Raw genomic sequence first — 22,161 nt, 5'->3', positions numbered from 1 at the left:
CTCGAGGGCTCCGGCCGCCGGTCCCTCAGGAGTACTCGGAACGGATGAAGGCGGCGAACCCGGGGATCGTGAACTGGAGCATCCCCCGGTCGGCTGGTTGCACGAGTCCCTTGTCGATGAGCCGCGCCCGCGGCGTGGAGAGCTGGTTCGTCCCGGTCCCCAGCGCCTCCGCGATCGACGCCCGCGAAGTCGGACCGTCGCCGAGCCGTGCCATCGCCGTCAGCAGACGCCGTTCCGAGGTCGAGCACGCCGACCACCTCGCCCGGAAGAGCGCCTCCAGGTCGGCCTGCATGGAACGGTGTCCGGTCTCGACCGAACCGACGTCGATCACCGCTCCCGGATCGGGCCGCCCTGCAGCCGCCCACGCGGAGTCGGCGATGAGCTGGACGGAGTACGGGTAGCCCTGCGCGATCGACAACGCGCGGTCGACGGCTTCCGGCGTCCACTGCACTCCGAGGAGGCGAGCCGGTCCGACCAGTGCGATCTCCTCGGCATCACGATGCAGGGGGCCGAGCGGTCGGTACGCGAGGCGTTCGCTGAAGGTGACGATCTCGGCGATGGTCTCCGGCGCGTTCGGCAGTCCAGCGGCGAAGACCGCGGCGGGGACGTCCGTACCCTCCGCCTGGAGGTGTTGCCAGGCGTAGACCAGCGTGCGGAGGCCTGCCGCGTCCGCTGACTGGATCTCGTCGACGAAGATGACAAGCGGCCGCTCCGTCGTGGCGGCGCGGATGACGTCCTCGAGGCCGCGGGCGCCCGCACGAGCGCGCTCGTCGTCCGGAGCCGTCGAGCGGAAGGTCCCCGTCGCGGTGGCGATGCCCGGCACCCCGAGCGAGAGCCGGAGTGACTCGACCTTCTCGCGGAGAGCCCTGCCGTGCGGGGCGCCGGCAGCCCCGACGGTCCGCCGCAACTCGTCGAGGATCTGCTCGACGAGCCCTTGCGGTTCACCTGCCGTCACCCACACGGTGGCCGCGCCGCGCGCAGAAGCCCGGCGTTGGTACTCGCGGAGCAGTGATGTCTTCCCGAAGCCTCGCGCGGCGTGGTCCACCCGGATCCGACCCACCAGACGGTGGAGGTCGACCAGGACTGACAGGCGCTCGTCCAGATCGGCGAGTTGGAGGGCGCGCCCGGGAACGGCGCGGGCGATCTCACCCGGTGTGTAGGGGCTCGGCTGCATGGGCCTCCGATGATCTGTTATGAAAGACGTCTTTCATAACAATCTATCGCACTCCTCCCGCCCGCGGCCCGCGCAGCCCGAGCACCACCACGGCGACGAGGTTCACCGCGCTCCCGACCAGGAACCCCGTGCTGCCCCCGGCCACGCCCCACGTCGGAGCGAGCACCGCCATGAGCACCACCCCGACGACGAACCCGGCGACCGACGCCAGCGCCACCTGCCGCGACCGCCCGGACGCGAGCAGCAGCGCCGCGGGCACGAGCCCGACCGTGAACACCCACACGCCGACCATCAGGTACCGCAGGTCCGACACGGCCTCGGCCCCCTCGGCGGGGTAGACGAGCGGCAGGAACCAGCCGGCGAGCCACGCCACGAGCCCGAACACCACGGCGGTCCCGCCGGTGAAGCCGCCGACGAGCAGGAGCACCCCGCGTGAGCGCAGCGACCCGCCGTCCGAGCGGTGGGCGAACGCCGGCACGAGGACCTGGCCCAGCGCCTGGCCGACCATCGACGCCGGGGTCGCCAGGGTGAACGCCGCCGCGTAGACACCGGCCTCGTGCGCCGAGACGGAGACCTGCGCCGAGATCATCGTCAGCTGCAGCAGCCCGTTCGAGGTCACGACCGCGAGCACGTTCCAGGCCGCGAAGGCGAGCACCCCTGCGGTCGGTTCCGGTGCGCCGGGAGCACGGTTCCCTCGCGGCCAGCAGGCGACGGCGAACACGGTGTACCCGACCGCCAGCGGCAGCAGTACGAGGGGCTCGAGCCGGGCGACGCACGCTGCGACGAGCAATCCGAGGGCGAGCAGGCTCGTGACCGTGTCCCACAGTGCGACGCGTGGCGCCCGGTCGTACCCGAGTTGCGCTCCGCGGGCGTAGCAGTACAGTCCGTACCCGACGACGACCCCGACCCCGCCGACGAGCATGCCCGGGCTCGCTCCCCAGGCGAGCGCGACCGGCACCGTCACGGCGGCGAGCACGGCGCTCGACACCGCCATCGAGGCCCCGAGCAGCCGGTTCACCGCGGCGTCCGAGCGACGTCCGCGCAGTGCGATCGCCAGCACCCTCGACGCGGTGTTCCCCGCGGCGTTCGGCCAGAGCAGCGCGGTGAAGACCGACAGGGAGAGCAGGGCGGTGGTCTGCCCGAGGGTCTCGGTGCCGAACACCCGGCCGACGACGACGGTGACGAGCAGCTTCGCGAGCCCCTGCACGCCGATGCCGACGGTGGCGAGCAGCGCCGACGACGCGACGCGCCCGTGCCCGTCCGCACGCCCGCCCGTGTGCCCGCTCACCGCGCCAGCGCCTGTTCGACCCAGCCCCGACGGTGCGCCCGCACCCCGAGGGTCACCGCCCGGACGCCGATGTAACCGAGCGCGAAGGCCGCCCAGAGCCCGGTGAGCGTCCCGCCGACCCACCAGAGCAGCGGCAGGTACACGACCAGGTTCACGAGCCCGGCGACGGCGAGGTAGCGCGCGTCCCCGGCACCGATGAGCACGCCGTCGAGCACGAACACGTAGCCGGCGACGGGCATCCCGACGGCGATGAGGACGAGCACGAGCGGCAGGGCCGAGCGCACCGCGGCGGAGTCGGAGAAGACCGGTCCGAGCAGTCCGCTCACCGCGAGGGTCAGCACCCCGAGCAGTGCCCCGCCGACGATGCCGAGCAGCACGAGCCGGCTCGTGACCAGCCGCACCCGGTCGGGGTCGCGCGCGCCGAGCCCGTGGCCGACGAGCGCCTGCCCGGCGATCGCCAGGGCATCGAGTGCGAAGGCCAGGGTCGAGAACACCGTGAGACCGACCTGGGTCGTCGCCAGGCCGGTCGTGCCCAGGCCCGAGGCGGTCGCCACGGTCGCGAGCATCGCCACGCGCAACGACGCCGTGCGCAGGAACAGCCACGCCCCGGACCGGAGCGCCCGCACGACGCCGGACGCGCCCGGTCGCAGCGGTGCACCCGATGCCCGGGCCGCACGCACGGCGATCACGACGTACACGGCGGCCATCGCCCACTGCACGATCACGGTGCCGGCGGCGGACCCCTCGACGCCCCAGCCGGCGCCGTAGATGAGCACGGCGTTGAGCAGCCCGTTCGCCACGAAGCCGATCGTCGCCACGACGAGGGGTGTCCGCGTGTCCTGCAGGCCCCGCAGCAGTCCGGTCGACGCCGTCACGACCAGGATCCCGGGGAGCCCGATCAGCGACACCGTCAGGTACGCGGTCGCCGCGGTCGAGACCGCCGCCGAGGCGCCGAACAGCTCGACGAGCGGTCCGGCGAGCGGCCAGCCGACGAGTGCGAGCACGACACCGAGCCCGAGCGCGAGCCACATCCCGTCGATGCCGGCGTGCACCGCTCCGCGACGGTCGCCGCCGCCCAGCGCCCGGGCCACCGCGGGGGTCGTCGAGTACGCCAGGAATACGAGCAGTCCGGTCACCGTCTGCAGCACGACGCTCGCCAGGCCCACGGCAGCCAGCGCCGTCGCCCCGAGGTGTCCGACGAGCGCCGTGTCGGTCAGCAGGAAGAGCGGCTCGACGACGAGCGCGCCGAGGGCCGGCAGCGCGAGCCGGACGATGTCCCCGTCGACCGACCGACGCTCGGTCGTCGCGGCGGGCGAGGTCGGTCGTGGCACCGGACCATCCTGCCGGAGTCGGAGCAGCACCGGTCCGTCCCGCCGTCGGTACGCTGCGCGCGTGGACCTCCTCGCGCTCGCGCCCGGCGCCGTCGGCATCGCCCTGAGCCCGCTGCCCGTCGCGTCCGTGGTCGTCCTGCTCGGGCACCGTCGCGGCTCCGCCCCCGCCGTCGCCTGCACCGCCGGGTGGACCGTGGCCGTCGCCGCGGCGCTCGTCCTGGCGGTCGCGGTGGGGGAGCGGCTCCCCGTGCAGACGGCCGGTGGCTCGTCCGTCCAGGCGATCGTCGCCGTGGTCGCCGGGGTGGTGCTCGCCGCGCTCGCGGTCTGGCAGTGGACGGTCCGCCGGCTGCCGGACGGCTCCCCGTCGAGCACCCGCTGGGCGGACGTGGTCGAGCGGGTCGGTCCGGTGCACGGCTTCGGGCTCGGGATGCTGCTGTTCTGCAACCCGAAGGCGGTCGTGCTCGCCCTGACCGCGGGGCTCGCGTTCGGGGACGCCGAGCCCGACCCCGGCGAGGCACTGCTCGCCGGCGCGGCCTTCGTCGTGGTCGCCGCGTCGACGACGGTGCTGCCCGTGGTCCTCGTGCTCGCGGCCGGTCGTCGCGCTCGCCGTCCCCTCGCTGCGATGCGCGCGGGCATCGCCCGGTGGGGCTCTGTCGGACTGGTCGCGGTGCTCGCCGTCCTGGCGGTGGTCCAGCTCACCGTCGGCGTGGTCGGTCTCCGCTGACGCTGGCCGACAGGGCGGGTGCGCGCACGACCGGACCGCGGACGGAACGGACGGGAGGCCCGTGGCGGGGTCGCCACGGGCCTCCCGTCCGGTGGTCCCGGCGTCAGTCGGCGCGCGGCTCTGCCGGGATCGCCCCGGTGGCGGCGCGCGCCTCGTCCGACGCGCGGAGCGTCGCCGGGTCCGTCCCGCGGGCCCGTCCGACCAGGTCCATCAGGTGGTAGACGACGATCGCGGCGACCGTGCCGACGATGATGCCGCCGAAGGTCGCGCCGCCGAACGAGAACGTGAAGTCGGCGATGCCCATGATCAGCGCGATGCCGGCGGTCAGCTGGTTCTTCGGCTTGGCGAAGTCGACGCGGTTCTCGACCCAGATGCGGATGCCGATGACGCCGATCAGTCCGTACAGGGCGGTGGTCGCACCGCCGAGCACCCCGGCCGGCACCGAGGAGATGACCATGCCGACCTTCGGCGACAGCCCCAGCAGGATCGCGACGATCGCGGCGACCCAGTACGCGGCCGTCGAGAAGACGCGGGTCGCGGCCATCACGCCGATGTTCTCGCCGTAGGTCGTGGTGGCGGAACCGCCGCCGGCACCGGCGAGCACGGTCGAGACGCCGTCGGCGAAGAGCGCGCGACCCGTCAGCGGGGTGAGGTCACGGCCCGTGAGCTGTCCGACGCCCTTGACGTGACCGACGTTCTCGGCGACCAGGGCGAGCACGACCGGCACGAAGCCGAGGTAGATCGCGAGCTGGCCCGGGTCGAAGGCCGGGGCGGTGAAGGTCGGCAGGCCGATCCACGGGGCGGCGCTGACCGTCGACAGGTCGACCTGGCCGGAGAGCAGGGCGGCGACGTAGCCGACGAGGACACCGATGACGATGGACAGGCGACCGAGCAGTCCCTTGAACAGCACCGTGACCAGGATGATCGCCGCGAGGGTGATCAGCGCGACGACCGGGGCCTTCGCGAAGTTGTCGCGGGCGGCCGGCGCGAGGTTGAAGCCGATCAGGGCGACGATCGCTCCCGACACCACCGGGGGCATCAGGCGGTCGATCCACCCGGCCCCGGCGAGGTGCACGAGCGCGCCGACCAGGGCGAGCAGCACGCCGACCACGATGATCCCGGACAGCGCGAGCGGGATGCCGCCGATCTTCGTCGCGGCGCCGATCGGGGCGAGGAAGGCGAACGACGAGCCGAGGTAGCTCGGCAGCCGGTTGCCGGTGATCAGCAGGAAGAGGATCGTGCCGACGCCGCTGAAGAGCAGGGTCGTCGAGGGCGGGAAGCCCGTGATGAGCGGCACGAGGAAGGTGGCACCGAACATCGCGACGACGTGCTGGACGCCGAGCCCGATGGTGCGACCCCAGGAGAGGCGCTCGTCCGGCGCCACGATGGTCGAGGAGGAGACGGTCGCGCCGTCACCGTGCAGCTTCCAGCCGAGTCCCATGGCAGCACCGTAGCGGCTGCGCGGCTGCTGGCTCCGTCCCGACGCGGACCCGGTGGCTATCGTGGAGCGCATGACCGACGTCGCACGCACCTCAGGGATCCACACCGACGAGCTCGACCCGGCCGTCCGCCCGCAGGACGACCTCTACCGGCACGTGAACGGGACGTGGATCGCGCAGACGCCGATCCCCGACGACAAGGCGCGGTACGGCTCGTTCACCGTGCTCGCCGAGGACGCCGAGGTCGCCGTGCGCGAGATCGTCGAGCGCTCCCAGCAGGCCGCACCCGGCACCGAGGAGCGCAAGGTCGGTGACCTGTACACGTCCTTCACCGACGAGGAGCGGCTCGAGGCCCTCGGCACCGGACCGATCGACCCGCTGCTCGGCGAGATCGACGCCGTCGAGACCACCGACGACGTCATCGCGATGGTCGGACGCTTCGAGCGCCTGGGCCTGCCCGGCTTCGTCCAGCTCTTCGTCGACAACGACCCGGGTGACCCGGAGTCGTACGTCGTCTTCCTCGAGCAGTCCGGCCTGGGCCTGCCCGACGAGTCGTACTACCGCGAGGAGCGCTTCGCCGACATCCGGTCGAAGTACCGCGAGTTCGTCGCGTCGATGTTCCCGCTCGCGGGCTTCGCCGACGCCGGACGGAGCACCGAGGCCGTCATCGCGCTGGAGACGGCGCTCGCCGCGGCGCACTGGGACAACGTGACGACCCGCGACAGCCAGAAGACCTACAACAAGATGACCTGGGACGAGGTCGCCGCGCTCGCGAACGGCGCCGACCTGCACCTGTGGTGGCAGGCGATCGGTGCCCCTGCCGGCGCCTTCGAGACCGTGGTCGTGCGCGAGCCGTCGTTCATCACCGGCCTGGCCGAGCTCCTGCGCTCCCAGCCGCTGGACGCGTGGAAGGACTGGCTGCGCTGGCAGGTCATCCGCGGCTCCGCGGCGTACCTGACGAGCGCGATGTCCGCCACGAACTTCTCGTTCTACGGCACGGCGCTCACCGGTGCGCCGAAGCAGCGCGAGCGCTGGAAGCGCGGCGTCTCGCTGGTCGAGGGCGCGATGGGCGAGGCCGTCGGTCGCATCTACGTGCAGGAGCACTTCGACGAGACGTCCAAGGCCGAGATGGACGACCTCGTCGCCAACCTGGTCGAGGCGTACCGGCAGAGCATCACCGCGCTCGACTGGATGACCGACGAGACCCGCGCCCGTGCCCTCGACAAGCTCGACAAGTTCACGCCGAAGATCGGCTACCCGGTGACGTGGCGCGACTACTCGGCCCTGTCGGTCAGCCCCGACGACCTGATCGGCAACGTCCGGGCCGTCGCGAGCTTCGCGGTCGACCGCGAGCTGGGCAAGATCGGGAAGCCGATCGACCGCGACGAGTGGTTCATGACCCCGCAGACGATCAACGCGTACTACAACCCGGGGTTCAACGAGATCGTCTTCCCGGCGGCGATCCTGCAGTTCCCGTTCTTCGAGGCGTCGCGCGACGCCGCCGCGAACTACGGCGCGATCGGTGCCGTCATCGGGCACGAGATCGGACACGGCTTCGACGACCAGGGCTCGCAGTACGACGGGGACGGCCGACTGCAGAACTGGTGGACCGAGGCCGACCGCACGGCGTTCGAGGAGCGCACGAAGGCCCTCATCGCCCAGTACGACGCGCTCGTACCGACCGAGGTGCCGGACGGCCACGTCAACGGCGCGCTGACCATCGGCGAGAACATCGGTGACCTCGGCGGGCTGTCGATCGCGTGGAAGGCGTACCTGCTGTCCCTCGACGGCCAGGAGCCCCCGGTCGTGGACGGACTGTCCGGCGCCGAGCGCTTCTTCCTCAGCTGGGCCCAGGCCTGGCGGATGGCGATCCGTCCGGAGGAGGCAGCGCGTCTGCTGAGCATCGACCCGCACTCGCCGAACGAGTTCCGCTGCAACCAGATCGTGCGGAACATCGACGGCTTCTACGAGGCCTTCGGCGTCACCGAGTCGGACACGATGTACCTCGACCCGGCCGAGCGCGTCGCGATCTGGTGATGACCGAGCCGGACGCGGCTCCGTCGTCCGAGCCGAGCGCTGACCACAGCGGGACACCCAGCGCTGCGCCGGGCGAGACGCCGGGCGCCGACACCGGTGCCTCCCGCCGTCCCCGCCGCCGACACCAGGTCGGCGGCGGGAACGGCGCTCGTGCGCGCGGACGCCACCGTGGCGGGGCCGACGAGCGGTTCGGCGCGACGGTCGACGCCCTCGGTTCGATCGCCCGTGACGGTGCCGCCGTCAGCGCGTCGATCATCGACACGTCGACCGGCAAGGCCCTGCTCGCCGTCGACGACACCCTGGTGCAGCCGGTCGCGAGCCTCGGTCGCGTGCTCCTGCTCATCGAGGTCGCCGCGCAGCTCGAGGACGGCCGGCTGCACGGCGACCGGCTCCAGCGGATGGCACGGGACACCGCCACCGGTGCCGGGCTGTGGCAGTTCCTGCAGGAACCGACGATGCAGGTGCCGGACCTGGCGACCCTGGTCGGGGCGACGGCGGACGCGTGGGCGATGAACGCACTGCTGTCGACCGTCGGCATCGACGCGGTGCGGCAGCGGGCCGAGGCGCTCGGCATCGACCGCACGGCACTCATCGACCGCGTGCGGGACCGGCGCGGTCCCGACGACGCCCCCGACGCCTCCGTGGCGCCGGCAGGCGAGCTCGCCTGGCTGATGCGCGGCCTGGCCCTCGGCGAGGTCGTCGACGAGGCGGTGTCGAACCGGGTGCTCGGCTGGCTGAGCCTGGCGAGCGACACCGCGCTCGTGGCGGGCTCGTTCGGCCTCGACCCCCTGGCGCACCGTGCGCTGGACCACGGGTTGCAGGCCGTGGTCGTCACCGGCTCGTCGACCGGCGTCCGCGCCGAGGCCGGCATCCTCCGGGGACCCGGCTCGTCGGTGAGCTACGCGGTCACGGTGACCTTCGACGACGCGACACTGCAGCGGCGGCTCGCGGTCGTCGAGGCCCTGCGCACGATGGGCACCGAGGTGCTCGAGGCCGTGCACACCCCCGCCCGCCGCTGACCAGCACGGACGAGCACGGACGGGCGGGCGCAGACGGGCGCCGGCGGGCGCGACGGGCGCCGGCGGGCGCGACGGCTCAGTCGGCCGCCTGCCCCTCGGGCACCAGGCCCTGCACGCTGAGCAGCCCCGCGTCGGTCGACCGGCACGCCGTGATGCCGGAGTCCCGCACGAACAGTGACTCGGTCGACCCGGGCGGGTACACGCGGAACCCGTCCGCGGACACCGGGTCGCACGTCGCCGTCGGGTAGTTCTCCGCCTGGGTGATCTTCAGCGGTGCGACGGCCACCGCGCCGGGCGCCAGCGTCACGGTCGGGTGCGCCGATGCCTCGTCACGGGTGGCCGGGGCGCCGATCTGCTCACCCGAGCCGCCGCCGACGAAGGAGACCCCGGGCCACCCCTGCAGCGTGCAGGTCGTGGAGCCGGTGTTGCGGAGCGCGAGGTGCACGTACGTGCTGCCGGCGGCCCCACCGCTGCCGGACTCGACGCTGCCCGACAGCGATCCGGTGGTGCACCGGCCACCGTCGCCGCCGGACCCGCCACCCGCCGAGCCGCCCGACGACGACGACGCCGCCGACGACGAGGACGGAGCCGACGTCGCGGTGGAGGGTGACGAGCCCCCGGCCGACGCGGTCACGGTCTCGGTGGCCGTCGGCGCCGTGTCCGTACCGCCCGACGAACAGCCGGTGAGCGCGAGGGCGAGCACCACCCCGGTGCTCGCGAGGACGATGGGTGTGCGGGTGCTGCGGTGCATGCCTCGACGCAACACCGGCCCCCACCCACGGGACTCGGTGAGCGTCCAGTCGTCACGGGCACACTCGCGTCACAGCCAGGAACACGAGCGACGGAGGTCGGAACATGGCAGGCAAGCACGAGCAGGCACGCGGCGAGGACGGTCGGGCGGACGGCGTCGACACCCGCGCCGGCGCCTTCACCGACAGCGAGATCCCGGGCGAGCAGCACGTCGAGTCGCACGAGCCCGCGGGAGAGTTCGTCTCCAGCGACATCCCCGGCGAGACGCGGCCCCAGGGCGCAGGCGGCGCGGACGAGGGTGAGTACGTCGAGTCGGACATCCCCGGCGAGGCCGAGCCCACGCCGGACGGCGAGGCCGGGCACTACGTCGACAAGGACGAGTGAGGCGCCGAGGGGCACCGGTCGGAGCTGACCGGATCCTCAGGCGTCAGGACCTCAGTCGACCAGATCGGCGGCGACCAGCCGGCGGAGCGTCTCGACGCCCGCCGGCGGGCACCGGTCCGCGTCCGACGAGGTGACCCACTCCACCTCGTCCACCTCTGCGGAGGCGACGGGCGAGGCGCCATCGGCGGTGCCTCCCGGCCGGACCCGGAACAGGGCCATGGCGACCATCGTCTCCTCGCCCTGGCCGTGCGCGGCCTCGGTCACCGTGCCGAACGGCTCGAGGTCCGCCTCGGTCAGGTGCAGCCCGGTCTCCTCGCGCGCCTCGCGGATCGCGGCTTCGACGTCGGTCTCGTGCGGCTCCGCCTTGCCGCCGGGCAGGTAGAGCACGTCGCGTCCGCGGGCGCGCACCATCAGGACCTGCCGGTCACGGACCAGCAGCAGCGCGCTGACGCGCAACGTGCGGGGGACTGCCGGGAGGCTCAGCTCGCGTCCGCCTCGCCGGTGCGGTCCGTCGAGACGGGGCACTCGGGCGCGGTGCGCTCCGCGAGCGGTACGATCGGCGACGGCAGCTCCGCCTCGGGCTCCGGGTGCACGCCGAACAGGGCGTCGAGCGCCCCGACGAACTCCTCGCCGCGACCGGCGCGACCGAGCTCGCGCGCGCGCACCGAGGGGCGGTGCAGCAGGACCCCGACCAGGTGCCGGAGGGCCCGTTCGGTCTGCTCGACGGACTCCGGGTCGCCGTCGCGACGCTTCGCGCGGTCGATCTCGTCGTCGAGGATGTCGAAGACGTGCTTGCGGAAGGCCACGAGCGCCGGCGTGGTCGACTGCTCGAGCGCCTGCGCACGGAAGCGCGACACGGCGTCGTCGACCATCTGACGCGCCTCGGACTCGGCGTTCAGCTCGGCGATCGGCGCGTGGATGCTGATCGTCTCGAGGTCGAGCAGCTCGACGCCCTCGACGTGGGCCGCGTCGGGGTCGACGTTGCGGGGCAGCCCGAGGTCGATGACGATGCGGCGCTGGCCGTCGGCGAGGTCGGCCGGTTCGACGACCGGGACCTCGCTCGAGGTGCAGGTGATGACGACGTCGCTCGTGCCGATCGCCTGGCGCAGGTCGGTCGCGGCGACCAGGTCGTGCTTCGCGGCGAACCAGGGCGCGCGGCCGGACGGCGAGAAGACCTGGATGTTCGCGGCACCGCGGTCGCGCAGCGCGGCGATGGTGGTGGCCGCGTAGCTGCCGGTGCCGACGAGCAGCACGCGGGTCCGGGCCCAGTCGGTGATGCGCGACGAGGCGAGCTCGAGCCCGAGACGGACCAGCGACCGGCCGGCGGCACCGATGCGGGTGCGGGTCTTGACGCCGCGGGAGGTGTGCGCTGCCTCCTGGAACAGGCGCTCGAGGTCGGACGTCGTGGTGCCGTTGGCGCGGGCGTCCTCGAGTGCCCGGCGGACCTGGCCGGAGATCTCGGTCTCGCCGACGACGACGGACTCGAGTCCGCTGGACACGGCGAACAGGTGCTGCACGACGTCCCCGCCGCCGAGCACGCTGACGGAGTCGAGGACCTCGGCGGGCACGAGGTCGCTGGCGGTGGCGACGGCGTCGACGGTGGCCGACACGGCGGAGTCACGATCGTCGCCCGCGATGTCGAGGTAGGCCTCGAAGCGGTTGCAGGTGGCGAGGACGACGGCTCCGTCGAGCACGTCGGAGTCCGTCACCAGACGGCTCGCGGCGGTCGGTGCGCCGATGCTCAGTCGCTCCAGGAGGTCGAAGCTGGCGTTGCGGTGCGACGCCGTGAGACAGATGAGCACGTCTTCCATCGTAACTCGCGCTCGGGCCACCGGCTGTTCGCCCTCCGCGTGCACAGCAGACTGTGCGGTGGCGCCCGTGTCCGGGGCGGGTCGTGCCCGGCCGCGGATGGAACAATCGGTGGGTGACCTCCGCCGCACCCGCCGCCCTGCCCGACAGCCACCCGCTCGTGACCGGCAGGACCTCGGGGTCGCCGCTCGTCCGGGCGCTCCGTGGGGACCGTCCGGAGACGCTGCCCTTGTGGTTCATGCGGCAGGCCGGCCGGTCGCTGCCAGAGTACCGGGAGCTGCGGGTCGGCACCGCGATGCTCGACGCCTGCCTCGACCCGGCGCTGGCGTCCGAGATCACCCTGCAGCCGGTCCGTCGGCACGGGGTCGATGCCGGCATCTTCTTCAGCGACATCGTCGTGCCGATCAAGCTCGCGGGCGTGGACGTCGAGATCGTCCCCGGTCGTGGCCCGGTGCTCGGGTCCCCGATCCGCACGGCGGCCGACGTGGACGCGCTCGCCCCGCTCGACCCGGGTGCCCTGGCGCCGATCACCGAGGCCGTGCAGCGCACCGTCGCCGAGCTCGGGGACACCCCGCTCATCGGCTTCGCGGGCGCACCGTTCACGCTCGCCGCCTACCTGGTCGAGGGCGGCCCCTCGAAGGACCACATCCGCGCGCGCACGCTCATGCACAGCGACCCGGAAACCTGGGCACGGCTGCTCGACTGGGCCGCCGGCGTCTCGGGCGCCTTCCTCCGTGCGCAGGTGACGGCCGGTGCCTCGGCCGCGCAGCTCTTCGACTCGTGGGTCGGCTCGCTCTCCCGCCGGGACTACGTCGCCTCGGTGGCCCCGCACTCGGCGACGGCGCTGTCGCACGTGGCGGACCTCGGTGTCCCGCGCATCCACTTCGGCGTCGGCAGCGGCGAGGTCCTGCACGAGATGACGACGCTCGGCGACCCGTCGGACGCCGTCGCGGTCGACGCCGTGGGTGTCGACTGGCGTGTCCCGCTCGACGACGCCGTCCGTCGCGTCGGCACCGGCGTCACCGTGCAGGGCAACATCGACCCCGCGATGCTCGCCGCCCCGTGGGAGGTGCTCGAGGCCCACGTGCGCGACGTCGTCCGCCGTGGCGGCACTGCCCGTGCGCACGTGGTCAACCTGGGCCACGGTGTCCCGCCGGAGACCGACCCGACCGTGCTCACCCGCGTGGTCGAACTGGTCCACGGGCTGGGCGACGGCCGGGGCGACGGGACCGGAGCCGCGGCGTGACCGACGTCGTCGTGGTCGGCGGTGGGGTCGCCGGCCTGGTCGCCGCCCGTGACCTGGCCGAGGGCGGCGCGCACGTCGTGCTCGTCGAGGCCGGGGAGCGCCTGGGCGGGATGATCCGCCGGCACACCGTCGCCGGGCTCGACCTCGACATGGGCGCGGAGTCCTTCGCGACCCGCACCGACGCCGTCGAGCGGCTCGCGATCGAGCTCGGCCTCGGGAACGACGTCGTGTCGCCCGACCCCCGCGGTGCGTGGCTGATGACGCGCGACGGCCGGACGGCCCCGATCCCGCAGACCGGCTTCCTCGGGATCCCGGGCAGCCCGATGGCCGCCGACGTCCTCGCGGTGGTCGGCCAGGGCGGTGGCCTCCGCGCACAGATGGACTCGCTGCTGCCGTCACCCGTCGGTGCCCGGGCACAGTCGCTCGGTGCCCTCGTGCGGAAGCGCATGGGGGAGCGCGTGCTCGACGACCTGGTCGTCCCGGTCGCGGGCGGCGTGTACTCCACGCACCCCGACCAGCTCGACCCCGACCGCGTGGCCCCGGGGCTCCGTGCGGCCCTGCAGCGTGAGGGCTCCCTCGCCCGCGCCGTGCTCGCCCTGCGCTCCCGGTCCGCCGCGGGCTCGGCGGTGCAGGGCATCCGCGGCGGCATCGCCCGGCTCGTGGACGAGCTCGTGGCCGACCTCGAGACCCACCGCGTCGACGTCCGGACGGGCACCCGCGCCACCGCGGTCGAGCGCTTCGCCGTCGAGACCGTGGCAGCGGACGGCACCCGCGAGCGCCTGCCCGCACAGCACGTCCTCGCGTCGACGGCCGACCCGGGCCGGACCGCGGCGGCCGACCGCACCGGCATCGAGCTCGTCACCCTGGTCGTCGACCAGCCCGAGCTCGACGCCGGGCCGCGCGGGACCGGGATGCTCGTGCACCCGGAGGCCGCCGGGGTCGGGGCGAAGGCCCTGACGCACGCGACGGTGAAGTGGCCCTGGCTGGCCGAGGCGGCCGCGGGCCGCCACGTCCTGCGGCTCAGCTACGCGACCGCACCCCACGATCCGGTGACCGGTGACGACGGGGTGGGGACGAGCCTCCCGGTCGACCCGGAGGACACCGTCGGCGCCCGCGCCGTCCGGGACGCGACCGCGCTCCTGGGCGTCCCCGTGACCGCGGACCGTGTGCAGGGCGCCGCCCGCGTCCGCTGGTACGGGCCGGACCTGACCGCAGCCGGCTTGGCCGAGGGGGTCGTCGGCATCGGCGAGACCTCCTCCGGCCGCGGCCTGGCGGGCATCGTCGCCGCGGCCCGGGCGTCCGCTGCACGCATCCTGGGATCCTGAGCGGACCGAGGAGCACCCGAGGGCTACTGTGGACCAACGCCGGACGTATTCCGTTCGGCGCATGACCACCGCACACCCTCAACAACGGAGGATCGCACATGCGAGGCAAGCTCCTGTTCGTCGCCGGCGCCGCACTCGGGTACGTCCTGGGATCGCGAGCCGGACGGGCGCGGTACGAGCAGATCAAGACCGTCAGCGGCAAGATCTGGAACAACGGCAACGTCCAGAAGGGCGTGCACCAGGCCGAGGAGTTCATCCAGGACAAGGGCCCGGACGTCGCCGAGTTCGTCGGTGAGCAGACCAAGAAGGTCGTCCGCAAGGTCAGCCAGAAGAAGGACTCGACCACCTCATGACCGACACCCGCGACCGCAAGTCGCGATCGTTGTTCGGTCTGGTCGGGGACATCCCGAAGCTGGTCAAGAACCTCGTCAAGGGCGAGATCGACCTGCTGAAGGCCGAGATGATCGCCAAGGCGAAGGTGTTCGGCCTCGCCGCCGGGCTCCTCATCGGCGCGCTCGTCATCGTGCTGTACGCGATCGGCGTGCTGCTGACCGCTGCCGTGATGGGCCTCGCGACCGTGATGCCGGCGTGGCTCGCAGCCCTGCTGCTCGCCGTCGTCATGCTCATCGTGGCCGGCATCCTCGGCTTCGTCGGCTGGAAGCGCTTCAAGAAGGGCCTGCCCCTCACCCCGAAGCGCACGATCGACAGCGTCAAGGACGACATCAACGCCGTGAAGGGCATGGGCAACAAGCCCGGCCAGCACGACCGGATCACCCGCTCCTGAGCGGGACGACCGACACCCCCACCGGAGGACCCCTGTGACCGATCAGCACGACGACCTGGCGAACCGCGTCGCGGCGACCCGCACGCAGCTGTTCGAGACCCTCGACGCCATCGAGGACAAGCTCAACGTCCCGAAGCAGCTCGGCATCGCGGCGTCCAGGGTCAAGCAGGGGATCGACGAGAAGCCGGTGCCGTACCTGGCCGGCCTCGCAGCCGGTGTGGCGGTGGTCGGGAGTATCGTCGTAGCGGTGCTCCGACGGCGGTAGACCGCCTCTGATCGGTGGTCTCCCGGACGCGGCGCGCAGCCACGACCCAGGCAACCGACAAGACGAGGAACCATGAGCTCCGACGTGCACGCAGCCACGCACGAGAACGTCCCCGACAACGCCGCCGCGCACGGCGGCATCCCGGCGCACGAGACCGACCCGGCGAGCGGGATCGACCCGAACCTCCTCACGGCATACGCGCTGTGGGCCGTGTTCCGGCGTCCGCTCGGGCCGATCCACCGCGTCGGTGACGACGCCGTCGCCGAGCTCGACGCCGCGGTCGCCCGCGCCGCCGACCAGGGCGTGACGATCCGCGGTTTCTACGACGTCTCCGGCTTCCGGGCCGACGCCGACGTCATGATCTGGCTGCACGGCGACGACGCACAGGCGATCCAGGCCGCGCTCCGCGACCTCCGTCGCACGGCGTTGTTCCAGGACGCCGAGCCGGTCTGGCACGCGATGGCCATGCACCGCGAGGCCGAGTTCAACAAGCGCCACACCCCGGCGTTCCTGCGCGGCAAGGACCCCGAGGCCTGGATCACGGTGTACCCGTTCGTCCGGTCCTTCGAGTGGTACCTGCTGCCGGAGGAGGAGCGCTCGAAGATGCTCCGCGACCACGGCATCGCCGGCGCGAAGTACCGCCGCGTGCTCACCAACACGATCGCGACCTTCGCCCTCAGCGACTACGAGTGGATCCTGCCGCTCGAGAGCCCCGAGCTGGTCGACCTCGTCGACCTCATGCGCGACCTGCGCTACACCGAGGCGCGCCTGCACGTGCGCGAGGAGGTCCCCTTCTTCACCGGTCGTCGGGTGACGACCGCCGAACTGCCGGAGGTGCTGTCGTGACCGACACCAGCCAGATCACCAACGGGAAGGTCCTCGCCGCGACCCCCGCCGCGGCGGACGGCCCCGAGCACGTCGAGGTCCCGACCGCGTACGACGCGATCCTGCTCGCCGGCTTCGGCGGCCCCGAGGGCCAGGACGACGTCATCCCCTTCCTCCGCAACGTCACCCGCGGCCGCGGGATCCCGGACGAGCGTCTGGAGGAGGTGGCGCACCACTACCGCCACTTCGGCGGCGTGAGTCCGATCAACGCGCAGAACCGCGCGCTCAAGGCGGCGCTCGAGGGCGAACTCGCGAAGCGCGGCATCGACATGCCCGTGCTCTGGGGCAACCGGAACTGGGCGCCCTACCTCGAGGAGGCCTTCACCGAGGCCGCCGACAAGGGCTACACCAAGCTCATCGCCATCGCGACGAGCGCCTACTCGTCGTTCTCGAGCTGCCGCCAGTACCGCGAGGACTACGCCCGCGTGCTCACCGAGACCGGCCTGATCGACACGATCCAGGTCGACAAGGTCCGCCAGTTCTTCGACCACCCGGGCTTCGTGCGCCCGTTCGTCGACGGCGTGCGCGACGGCATGGCCCGCGCGATCCGCGAGAACGAGGGCCTCGACGTCGCGACCGAGCTGCACATCCTCTTCTCGACGCACTCGATCCCGTCCACCGACGCGGCGAAGTCGGGCCCCGACTACCGGGGCTTCGACGAGCACGGCGCGTACGAGGCCCAGCACCTCGCCGTCGGCGAGGTCGTCCTCGAGCAGGCCTGGAACGAGCTGCTCGAGCAGCCGGAGTTCGCGCACCTGCAGGGCACGTCGAAGCCCGCGTGGAAGCTCGTCTACCAGTCGCGGTCGGGCCCCCCGACGCAGCCGTGGCTCGAGCCCGACATCAACGACTACATGAACGAGGAGCTGAAGGGCGGCCCGACCCGCGCGGTGCTCATCGTCCCGCTCGGCTTCGTGAGCGACCACATGGAGGTCATGTGGGACCTCGACGAAGAGGCCACCGAGACCGCGGGTGAGCTCGGCTTCTGGTCGCTCCGCACGCAGACGCCCGGCGTGGACCCGGCGTACGTCGCCGGCCTCGTCGACCTGGTGCTCGAGCGCGTCAACGGCACGCCGACGACCGAGCGTCCGCACCTGACCGACATCGGCCCCTGGTACGACGTGTGCCGTCCGGGCTGCTGCGAGAACGTGCGCGCCGGGTTCAAGCCGGCCGCGGCCGGGGTCGCCCCGTGACGGACGCCGACAGCGCGACGCCTTCCGACGGCCCGGCCCCGATCCGGCTCGGCACCCGTGCCAGCCGACTCGCGGTCGCGCAGTCGCAGGACGTCGCCGACCGTCTGGCCAGGGCGGCGGGGCGTCCGGTCGAGCTCGTCACGGTGACGAGCGAGGGCGACACGAACCGCGCCTCGCTGGCGAGCCTCGGCGGCACGGGCGTCTTCGCCAGCGCCCTGCGCGAGGCCCTGGTCGCGGGCGAGGTCGACGTGCTCGTGCACTCGCTGAAGGACCTGCCGACCGCTCCGTACGAGGGGCTCACGATCGCGTCGGTCCCGAAGCGCGCGGACGCCCGTGACGTCCTGGTCGCCCGGAACGGCGCAACGGTGGAGACCCTGCCCGAGGGCGCGAAGGTCGGCACGGGCTCACCCCGCCGCGTCGCGCAGCTCAGGGCGAAGCGTCCCGACCTCGACGTCATCGACATCCGCGGGAACATCGACACCCGGCTCGGCCGCGTTGACGACGACCTCGACGCCGTGGTGCTGGCCGCCGCCGGCCTCGGCCGGATCGACCGGCTGGACGCGGCGACCGAGCTCCTCGACCTCGGCTTCTGGCCGAGCGCTCCCGGCCAGGGAGCACTCGCGGTCGAGATCCGGGCGGACGAGACCGACAAGGGCCTGCTCGCTGCGCTCCGCAAGCTCGACCACGCCCCGACGCGCCTCACGGTGACGGCCGAGCGCGAGGTCCTCGCGAAGCTCGAGGCCGGCTGCTCCGCCCCGATCGGTGCCACGGCGGTCGTCGATGCCGAGCTGCTGCTCGTGTCCGCGACGGTCTACCGCCCGGACGGTTCCGAGTACCGCACGGCGTCGCACGCGGCACACCTCGACGGGTCCGCGCAGGACCGTCTCGACGAGGCGCTCGAGGTCGCCGGTCGCGTGGCCGCCGAGCTCCTCGAGAACGGTGCCGCCGAGCTGGCGGACCTGGCGTCGACGGTGACCGGTGCCCCTGCCGAGGGCGACCACTCCGCCGGGCCCGGTCTCGCCACCCCCGCCGCCGAGCAGCCGGCGGACGACAGCTCCACGACGACGGCCTAGGCGGTCACCACGGACGACACCGCTCGCGTCGCGGACGAGGCACGGCCCCCGGTCGTCCTCGTCCCGCGCGGCGGTGCGTGGGGGGACGCGGTCGCCGCCGCGGCACGGGAGCGCGGGCTCGTGCCCGTCGTCGTCCCGCTCATCACGGACGCTCCGCCCGCCGACCCGGCGGACCTCGACGCGGCGCTCGTCCGGTTCGCAGATGCCGCGCTCGCCCCGTCCGTCGACCGCGCGTCGGGACCGTCCGTCGTCGACGCCCCGGCCGGGAGGCACGACACACCACCCGCGGTCGGCACGCGTCCCGGGGGAGTCGGCTCCGGAGCCCCCTGGCTCGTCGTGACCAGTGCGACGGCCGTGCGCGTGGTCGCCGGGCGCGTGCCGCGCCTCCCGGCCGGCGTCCGCGTGGCCTGCGTCGGCGACGCGACCGCGCGTGCTGCCCGGCAGGCCGGGTGGCCGGTCGACCTGGTGCCGGACGAGGAGTCCGCCGCCGGGCTCGCCGCGGCCCTGCCGACGGACGCCGGACCCGTGCTGTTCCCCCGATCCGAGATCGCCGCGACCACCCTGGTCGACGCACTGCGCGCCCGCGGCATCGCCGTGTCGGAGGTGGTGGCGTACCGTACCGTGGGGACGGGCCTCGATCCGATCGTCCTCGACCCCCCACCGGACGCCGTGCTCGTGACGAGCGGGAGCGTCGCCCGACAGGTCGCAGCGCGGATGACCCCGCTCGACCCGAGCACGCACGTCGCGTGCATCGGACCGTCCACCGCCGACGCCGCCCGTGCCGCGGGACTCCCCGTGCACGTGGTCGCCGCCGCTCGGTCCGCCGAAGCCCTGCTCGACGCCGTCGTCGAGACCCTCCACCCGAACCCCAGAACAGGAAGGTCATCGTGACCGGACGCTTCCCCCAGGTCCGCCCCCGTCGACTGCGGGCCACCCCCGCCATGCGACGACTCGTCGCCGAGACGCGGATCCACCCCGCCGAGCTCGTGCTGCCGATGTTCATCCGCGAGGGCGCCACCGATGCGATCGACATCTCGAGCATGCCGGGCGTGCAGCAGCACTCGCTCGATTCGTTCCGCCGGGCGCTGAACGAGGCCGCGGCGCAGGGCGTCGGCGGTGTGAACCTGTTCGGCGTGCCGACGTCGAAGGACGCCGAGGGCTCCGGTGCGACCGACCCCGACGGCATCCTGAACGTCGCGATCCGCGTGGCGAAGGAGGAGGTCGGTGACGCACTCGTCGTGCAGTCCGACCTGTGCCTCGACGAGTTCACCGACCACGGCCACTGCGGCGTGCTGGCCGCGGACGGCTCGGTCGACAACGACGCGACGCTCCTGCGGTACCGCGACATGGCGGTGGCCCAGGCCGAGGCGGGCGCGGAGCTCGTCTGCATGAGCGGCATGATGGACGGCCAGATCGCCGCCGCGCGCGACGCGCTCGACACCGCCGGCCACAGCGGCACGGCGCTGCTCGCGTACTCGGCGAAGTACGCGTCCGCGTTCTACGGTCCCTTCCGCGAGGCCGTCGCCTCGACCCTGCAGGGCGACCGACGGACGTACCAGATCGACGCCGCCGACGGCCGGCAGGGCCTGCGCGAGGTCCTGCTCGACATCGAGGAGGGCGCCGACATCGTCATGGTGAAGCCTGCGATGAGCTACCTCGACGTCCTCGCCCGCACCGCCGACGTCTCCGAGGTCCCCGTCTGGGCGTACCAGATCTCCGGCGAGTACGCGATGATCACGGCCGCCGCCCAGAACGGGTGGATCGACCGTGACGCCGCCGCGATGGAGGCCCTCGTCGGCATCAAGCGCGCCGGTGCGGACGCGATCCTGACGTACTTCGCCGTGGACATCGCACGGAAGCTCAACCAGGAGGCCGGCCTGCGCACGTCCGGCAGCACCGCGGCGGTGTCCGGCGTCGCCTCGACCGGGAAGGCCCCCGAATGACCACCACCGCTTCCACCGGCACCGCTCCGGTGTCGAACGACGAGCTGTTCGGCCGCGCGAAGGACAGCATCCCCGGCGGGGTGAACTCGCCCGTCCGCGCGTACGGCTCGGTCGGCGGCACGCCCCGGTTCCTGACCGCGGCGAACGGCCCCTACGTCACCGACGCCGAGGGGCGGCAGTACGTCGACCTCGTCGCGTCCTGGGGCCCCGCGATCCTCGGGCACGCGCACGCCGGCACGGTCGAGGCCGTGCAGCAGGCGGCATCCCGCGGCCTGTCCTTCGGGGCGTCGACCCCGGGGGAGACCGAGCTCGCCGAGCTCGTGAAGCAGCGCGTGCAGGTCGACGGCGACGGGCCGATCGAGAAGCTCCGCATGGTGTCGACCGGCACCGAGGCGACGATGACCGCCATCCGCCTGGCCCGCGGGTACACCGGCCGCGACCTCCTCGTGAAGTTCGCCGGGCACTACCACGGCCACTCGGACTCGCTGCTGGCCGAGGCCGGATCGGGTGTCGCGACGCTCGCGCTCCCGGGCAGTGCGGGCATCACCGCCGAGACCGCCGCGCAGACCCTGGTGCTGCCGTACAACGACCTCGACGCCGTCCGCGCCGCGTTCGACGAGCACTCCGAGCGCATCGCCGCCGTGATCGTCGAGTCCGCCGCCGCGAACATGGGCGTCCTCGCGCCGGAGCCCGGGTTCAACCGGGCGCTCGCGGAGATCACGCGGGCGCAGGGTGCGCTGCTCATCGTCGACGAGGTCCTGACCGGCTTCCGCGTCGGCCCGGCCGGCTGGTGGGGCCTCGAGGCCGACGGCACCGTCCCGGAGGGCACCGGGTGGAAGCCCGACCTCGTCACGTTCGGCAAGGTCATCGGCGGCGGCATGCCCCTCGCCGCGCTCGGTGGTCGTCGGGAGGTCATGGACTTCCTCGCACCGCTCGGGCCGGTCTACCAGGCGGGCACGCTGTCCGGGAACCCGCTCGCGGTCGCGGCCGGCACCGCCACGCTCCGGGCCGCGACGCCCGACGTGTACGCGCACCTGGACCGCACCGCGGCGAGGATCGCCGACGCCACGAGCGCCGCGCTCTCGGCCGAGGGGGTCGCGCACACCGTGCAGCACGCCGGCAACCTGTTCTCGTTCGCGTTCGTGGAGCAGGCACCGCGGAACTACGACGACGTCCGCGCGCAGGAGGCCTTCCGCTACGCACCGTTCTTCCACAGCATGCTCGACCAGGGCGTGACCCTGCCGCCGAGCGTGTTCGAGGCGTGGTTCGTCACGGCGGCGCACGACGACGAGGCCGTCGGCCGCGTGCTCGACGCGCTCCCCGCGGCCGCTCGCGCGGCTGCTGCCGCGACCGCGTAGGAGTCCCCTCGCAAGACGCCACGTCGGCGGTTCCGCGCAGCGACATCCCGCTGCGCGGAACCGCCGACGTTGCGTTCCGCGGTCGGGGTGCGGTCGAGCTCGCGCTGGTGCGGAAACCGAGTGACATGTAGTGTTCC

Annotated in this window: 22 protein-coding genes; 15 read left to right on the top strand and 7 right to left on the bottom strand. The window is 73.3% G+C overall.

Annotated elements, in window-relative coordinates:
* Window positions 1-25 precede the first annotated feature (25 nt).
* The 3 genes from JOD95_RS09085 to JOD95_RS09075 are packed head-to-tail and all read right to left on the bottom strand — an operon-like array spanning window position 26 to window position 3,793.
* Window positions 26-1,174 (bottom strand): ATP-binding protein, encoded by a 1,149-nt coding sequence (locus JOD95_RS09085; RefSeq protein WP_081984522.1) that lies wholly within the window; start codon window positions 1,172-1,174, stop codon window positions 26-28.
* A 43-nt stretch (window positions 1,175-1,217) separates the two neighbouring features.
* Window positions 1,218-2,462 (bottom strand): lipopolysaccharide biosynthesis protein, encoded by a 1,245-nt coding sequence (locus JOD95_RS09080; RefSeq protein WP_209684682.1) that lies wholly within the window; start codon window positions 2,460-2,462, stop codon window positions 1,218-1,220.
* Window positions 2,459-3,793 carry an MATE family efflux transporter gene (locus tag JOD95_RS09075; RefSeq protein ID WP_209684680.1) on the bottom strand — a complete coding sequence of 445 codons (1,335 nt, stop codon included), beginning with the start codon at window positions 3,791-3,793 and terminating at the stop codon, window positions 2,459-2,461. The genes JOD95_RS09080 and JOD95_RS09075 overlap by 4 nt, the downstream gene beginning before the upstream one ends.
* Window positions 3,794-3,854: 61 nt before the next feature.
* Here JOD95_RS09075 and JOD95_RS09070 point away from each other — a divergent pair, with 61 nt between their 5' ends.
* On the top strand, window positions 3,855-4,517 hold the full coding sequence (locus JOD95_RS09070; RefSeq protein ID WP_209684678.1) for a GAP family protein: 663 nt from the start codon (window positions 3,855-3,857) through the stop codon (window positions 4,515-4,517).
* A gap of 103 nt (window positions 4,518-4,620) precedes the next feature.
* Here JOD95_RS09070 and JOD95_RS09065 read toward each other — a convergent pair whose 3' ends face one another.
* Window positions 4,621-5,958: a uracil-xanthine permease family protein gene (locus tag JOD95_RS09065; RefSeq protein ID WP_209684676.1), complete on the bottom strand. Its 1,338-nt coding sequence runs from the start codon at window positions 5,956-5,958 to the stop codon at window positions 4,621-4,623.
* Window positions 5,959-6,028: 70 nt separating this feature from the next.
* On the opposite strand from JOD95_RS09065, the gene JOD95_RS09060 reads away from it, so the two are divergent.
* Both JOD95_RS09060 and JOD95_RS09055 read left to right on the top strand, forming a co-directional pair.
* On the top strand, window positions 6,029-7,993 hold the full coding sequence (locus JOD95_RS09060) for a M13 family metallopeptidase (protein ID WP_209684674.1): 1,965 nt from the start codon (window positions 6,029-6,031) through the stop codon (window positions 7,991-7,993).
* On the top strand, window positions 7,993-9,012 hold the full coding sequence (locus JOD95_RS09055; RefSeq protein WP_209684672.1) for a serine hydrolase: 1,020 nt from the start codon (window positions 7,993-7,995) through the stop codon (window positions 9,010-9,012). Before JOD95_RS09060 ends, JOD95_RS09055 begins: the two co-directional genes overlap by 1 nt.
* Before the next feature lie 76 nt (window positions 9,013-9,088).
* Here JOD95_RS09055 and JOD95_RS09050 read toward each other — a convergent pair whose 3' ends face one another.
* The gene (locus JOD95_RS09050; protein ID WP_209684670.1) at window positions 9,089-9,763 is read right to left on the bottom strand and encodes a DUF4232 domain-containing protein; all 675 of its coding nucleotides are present in this window, start codon (window positions 9,761-9,763) and stop codon (window positions 9,089-9,091) included.
* Between the two features lie 104 nt (window positions 9,764-9,867).
* On the opposite strand from JOD95_RS09050, the gene JOD95_RS09045 reads away from it, so the two are divergent.
* Entirely contained in the window at window positions 9,868-10,146 is a 279-nt protein-coding gene (locus tag JOD95_RS09045; protein ID WP_209684668.1) for a hypothetical protein, read from the top strand.
* Window positions 10,147-10,197: 51 nt separating this feature from the next.
* On the opposite strand, the gene JOD95_RS09040 is transcribed toward JOD95_RS09045, so the two are convergent.
* Both JOD95_RS09040 and JOD95_RS09035 read right to left on the bottom strand, forming a co-directional pair.
* Entirely contained in the window at window positions 10,198-10,602 is a 405-nt protein-coding gene (locus JOD95_RS09040; protein WP_245172030.1) for an NUDIX domain-containing protein, read from the bottom strand.
* A 23-nt stretch (window positions 10,603-10,625) separates the two neighbouring features.
* On the bottom strand, window positions 10,626-11,948 hold the full coding sequence (locus tag JOD95_RS09035; protein ID WP_066657578.1) for a glutamyl-tRNA reductase: 1,323 nt from the start codon (window positions 11,946-11,948) through the stop codon (window positions 10,626-10,628).
* A gap of 122 nt (window positions 11,949-12,070) precedes the next feature.
* On the opposite strand from JOD95_RS09035, the gene hemE reads away from it, so the two are divergent.
* The 11 genes from hemE (at window position 12,071) to hemL (ending at window position 22,024) form a co-directional block, all read left to right on the top strand.
* Window positions 12,071-13,201 (top strand): uroporphyrinogen decarboxylase, encoded by a 1,131-nt coding sequence (gene hemE / locus JOD95_RS09030; protein WP_209684666.1) that lies wholly within the window; start codon window positions 12,071-12,073, stop codon window positions 13,199-13,201.
* Window positions 13,198-14,526, top strand: a complete 1,329-nt coding sequence (locus JOD95_RS09025; RefSeq protein WP_209684664.1) for an FAD-dependent oxidoreductase — start codon at window positions 13,198-13,200, stop codon at window positions 14,524-14,526. Before hemE ends, JOD95_RS09025 begins: the two co-directional genes overlap by 4 nt.
* A gap of 98 nt (window positions 14,527-14,624) precedes the next feature.
* Window positions 14,625-14,879 carry a hypothetical protein gene (locus JOD95_RS09020; RefSeq protein ID WP_066651317.1) on the top strand — a complete coding sequence of 85 codons (255 nt, stop codon included), beginning with the start codon at window positions 14,625-14,627 and terminating at the stop codon, window positions 14,877-14,879.
* Window positions 14,876-15,310, top strand: coding sequence for a phage holin family protein (locus JOD95_RS09015; protein ID WP_066651323.1), 435 nt, complete (start codon window positions 14,876-14,878; stop codon window positions 15,308-15,310). The genes JOD95_RS09020 and JOD95_RS09015 overlap by 4 nt, the downstream gene beginning before the upstream one ends.
* A gap of 34 nt (window positions 15,311-15,344) precedes the next feature.
* Window positions 15,345-15,575, top strand: a complete 231-nt coding sequence (locus JOD95_RS09010; protein ID WP_066651325.1) for a DUF3618 domain-containing protein — start codon at window positions 15,345-15,347, stop codon at window positions 15,573-15,575.
* A gap of 72 nt (window positions 15,576-15,647) precedes the next feature.
* Complete coding sequence (gene hemQ, locus JOD95_RS09005; protein WP_245172028.1) at window positions 15,648-16,421, top strand: hydrogen peroxide-dependent heme synthase; 774 nt, start codon at window positions 15,648-15,650, stop codon at window positions 16,419-16,421.
* The gene (locus JOD95_RS09000; RefSeq protein ID WP_209684662.1) at window positions 16,418-17,650 is read left to right on the top strand and encodes a ferrochelatase; all 1,233 of its coding nucleotides are present in this window, start codon (window positions 16,418-16,420) and stop codon (window positions 17,648-17,650) included. Before hemQ ends, JOD95_RS09000 begins: the two co-directional genes overlap by 4 nt.
* Complete coding sequence (gene hemC, locus JOD95_RS08995) at window positions 17,647-18,723, top strand: hydroxymethylbilane synthase (protein WP_209684660.1); 1,077 nt, start codon at window positions 17,647-17,649, stop codon at window positions 18,721-18,723. Before JOD95_RS09000 ends, hemC begins: the two co-directional genes overlap by 4 nt.
* Window positions 18,724-18,843: 120 nt before the next feature.
* The gene (locus tag JOD95_RS08990; protein WP_209684658.1) at window positions 18,844-19,614 is read left to right on the top strand and encodes a uroporphyrinogen-III synthase; all 771 of its coding nucleotides are present in this window, start codon (window positions 18,844-18,846) and stop codon (window positions 19,612-19,614) included.
* Window positions 19,611-20,666, top strand: a complete 1,056-nt coding sequence (gene hemB, locus JOD95_RS08985; RefSeq protein WP_271825934.1) for a porphobilinogen synthase — start codon at window positions 19,611-19,613, stop codon at window positions 20,664-20,666. Before JOD95_RS08990 ends, hemB begins: the two co-directional genes overlap by 4 nt.
* Window positions 20,663-22,024, top strand: coding sequence for a glutamate-1-semialdehyde 2,1-aminomutase (hemL, locus tag JOD95_RS08980; protein WP_066651335.1), 1,362 nt, complete (start codon window positions 20,663-20,665; stop codon window positions 22,022-22,024). The genes hemB and hemL overlap by 4 nt, the downstream gene beginning before the upstream one ends.
* The last annotated feature ends 137 nt before the right edge of the window (window positions 22,025-22,161 follow it).

Origin of the sequence: Curtobacterium sp. 1310 (genome assembly GCF_017834105.1) — a bacterium.
Lineage (GTDB): Bacteria > Actinomycetota > Actinomycetes > Actinomycetales > Microbacteriaceae > Curtobacterium.
Note: the sequence above shows the minus strand (reverse complement) of the source record. Positions and strands in the feature narration are given on the sequence as shown.

Excerpts from the sequence above, each read along its gene's own strand:
- JOD95_RS09085 (WP_081984522.1), bottom strand. The coding sequence starts at position 1,174 with ATGCAGCCGAGCCCCTACACACCGGGTGAGATCGCCCGCGCCGTTCCC.
- JOD95_RS09065 (WP_209684676.1), bottom strand. The coding sequence starts at position 5,958 with ATGGGACTCGGCTGGAAGCTGCACGGTGACGGCGCGACCGTCTCCTCC.
- JOD95_RS09060 (WP_209684674.1), top strand. The coding sequence starts at position 6,029 with ATGACCGACGTCGCACGCACCTCAGGGATCCACACCGACGAGCTCGAC.
- JOD95_RS09055 (WP_209684672.1), top strand. The coding sequence starts at position 7,993 with ATGACCGAGCCGGACGCGGCTCCGTCGTCCGAGCCGAGCGCTGACCAC.
- JOD95_RS09050 (WP_209684670.1), bottom strand. The coding sequence starts at position 9,763 with ATGCACCGCAGCACCCGCACACCCATCGTCCTCGCGAGCACCGGGGTG.
- JOD95_RS09045 (WP_209684668.1), top strand. The coding sequence starts at position 9,868 with ATGGCAGGCAAGCACGAGCAGGCACGCGGCGAGGACGGTCGGGCGGAC.
- JOD95_RS09020 (WP_066651317.1), top strand. The coding sequence starts at position 14,625 with ATGCGAGGCAAGCTCCTGTTCGTCGCCGGCGCCGCACTCGGGTACGTC.
- JOD95_RS09015 (WP_066651323.1), top strand. The coding sequence starts at position 14,876 with ATGACCGACACCCGCGACCGCAAGTCGCGATCGTTGTTCGGTCTGGTC.
- hemQ (WP_245172028.1), top strand. The coding sequence starts at position 15,648 with ATGAGCTCCGACGTGCACGCAGCCACGCACGAGAACGTCCCCGACAAC.
- hemL (WP_066651335.1), top strand. The coding sequence starts at position 20,663 with ATGACCACCACCGCTTCCACCGGCACCGCTCCGGTGTCGAACGACGAG.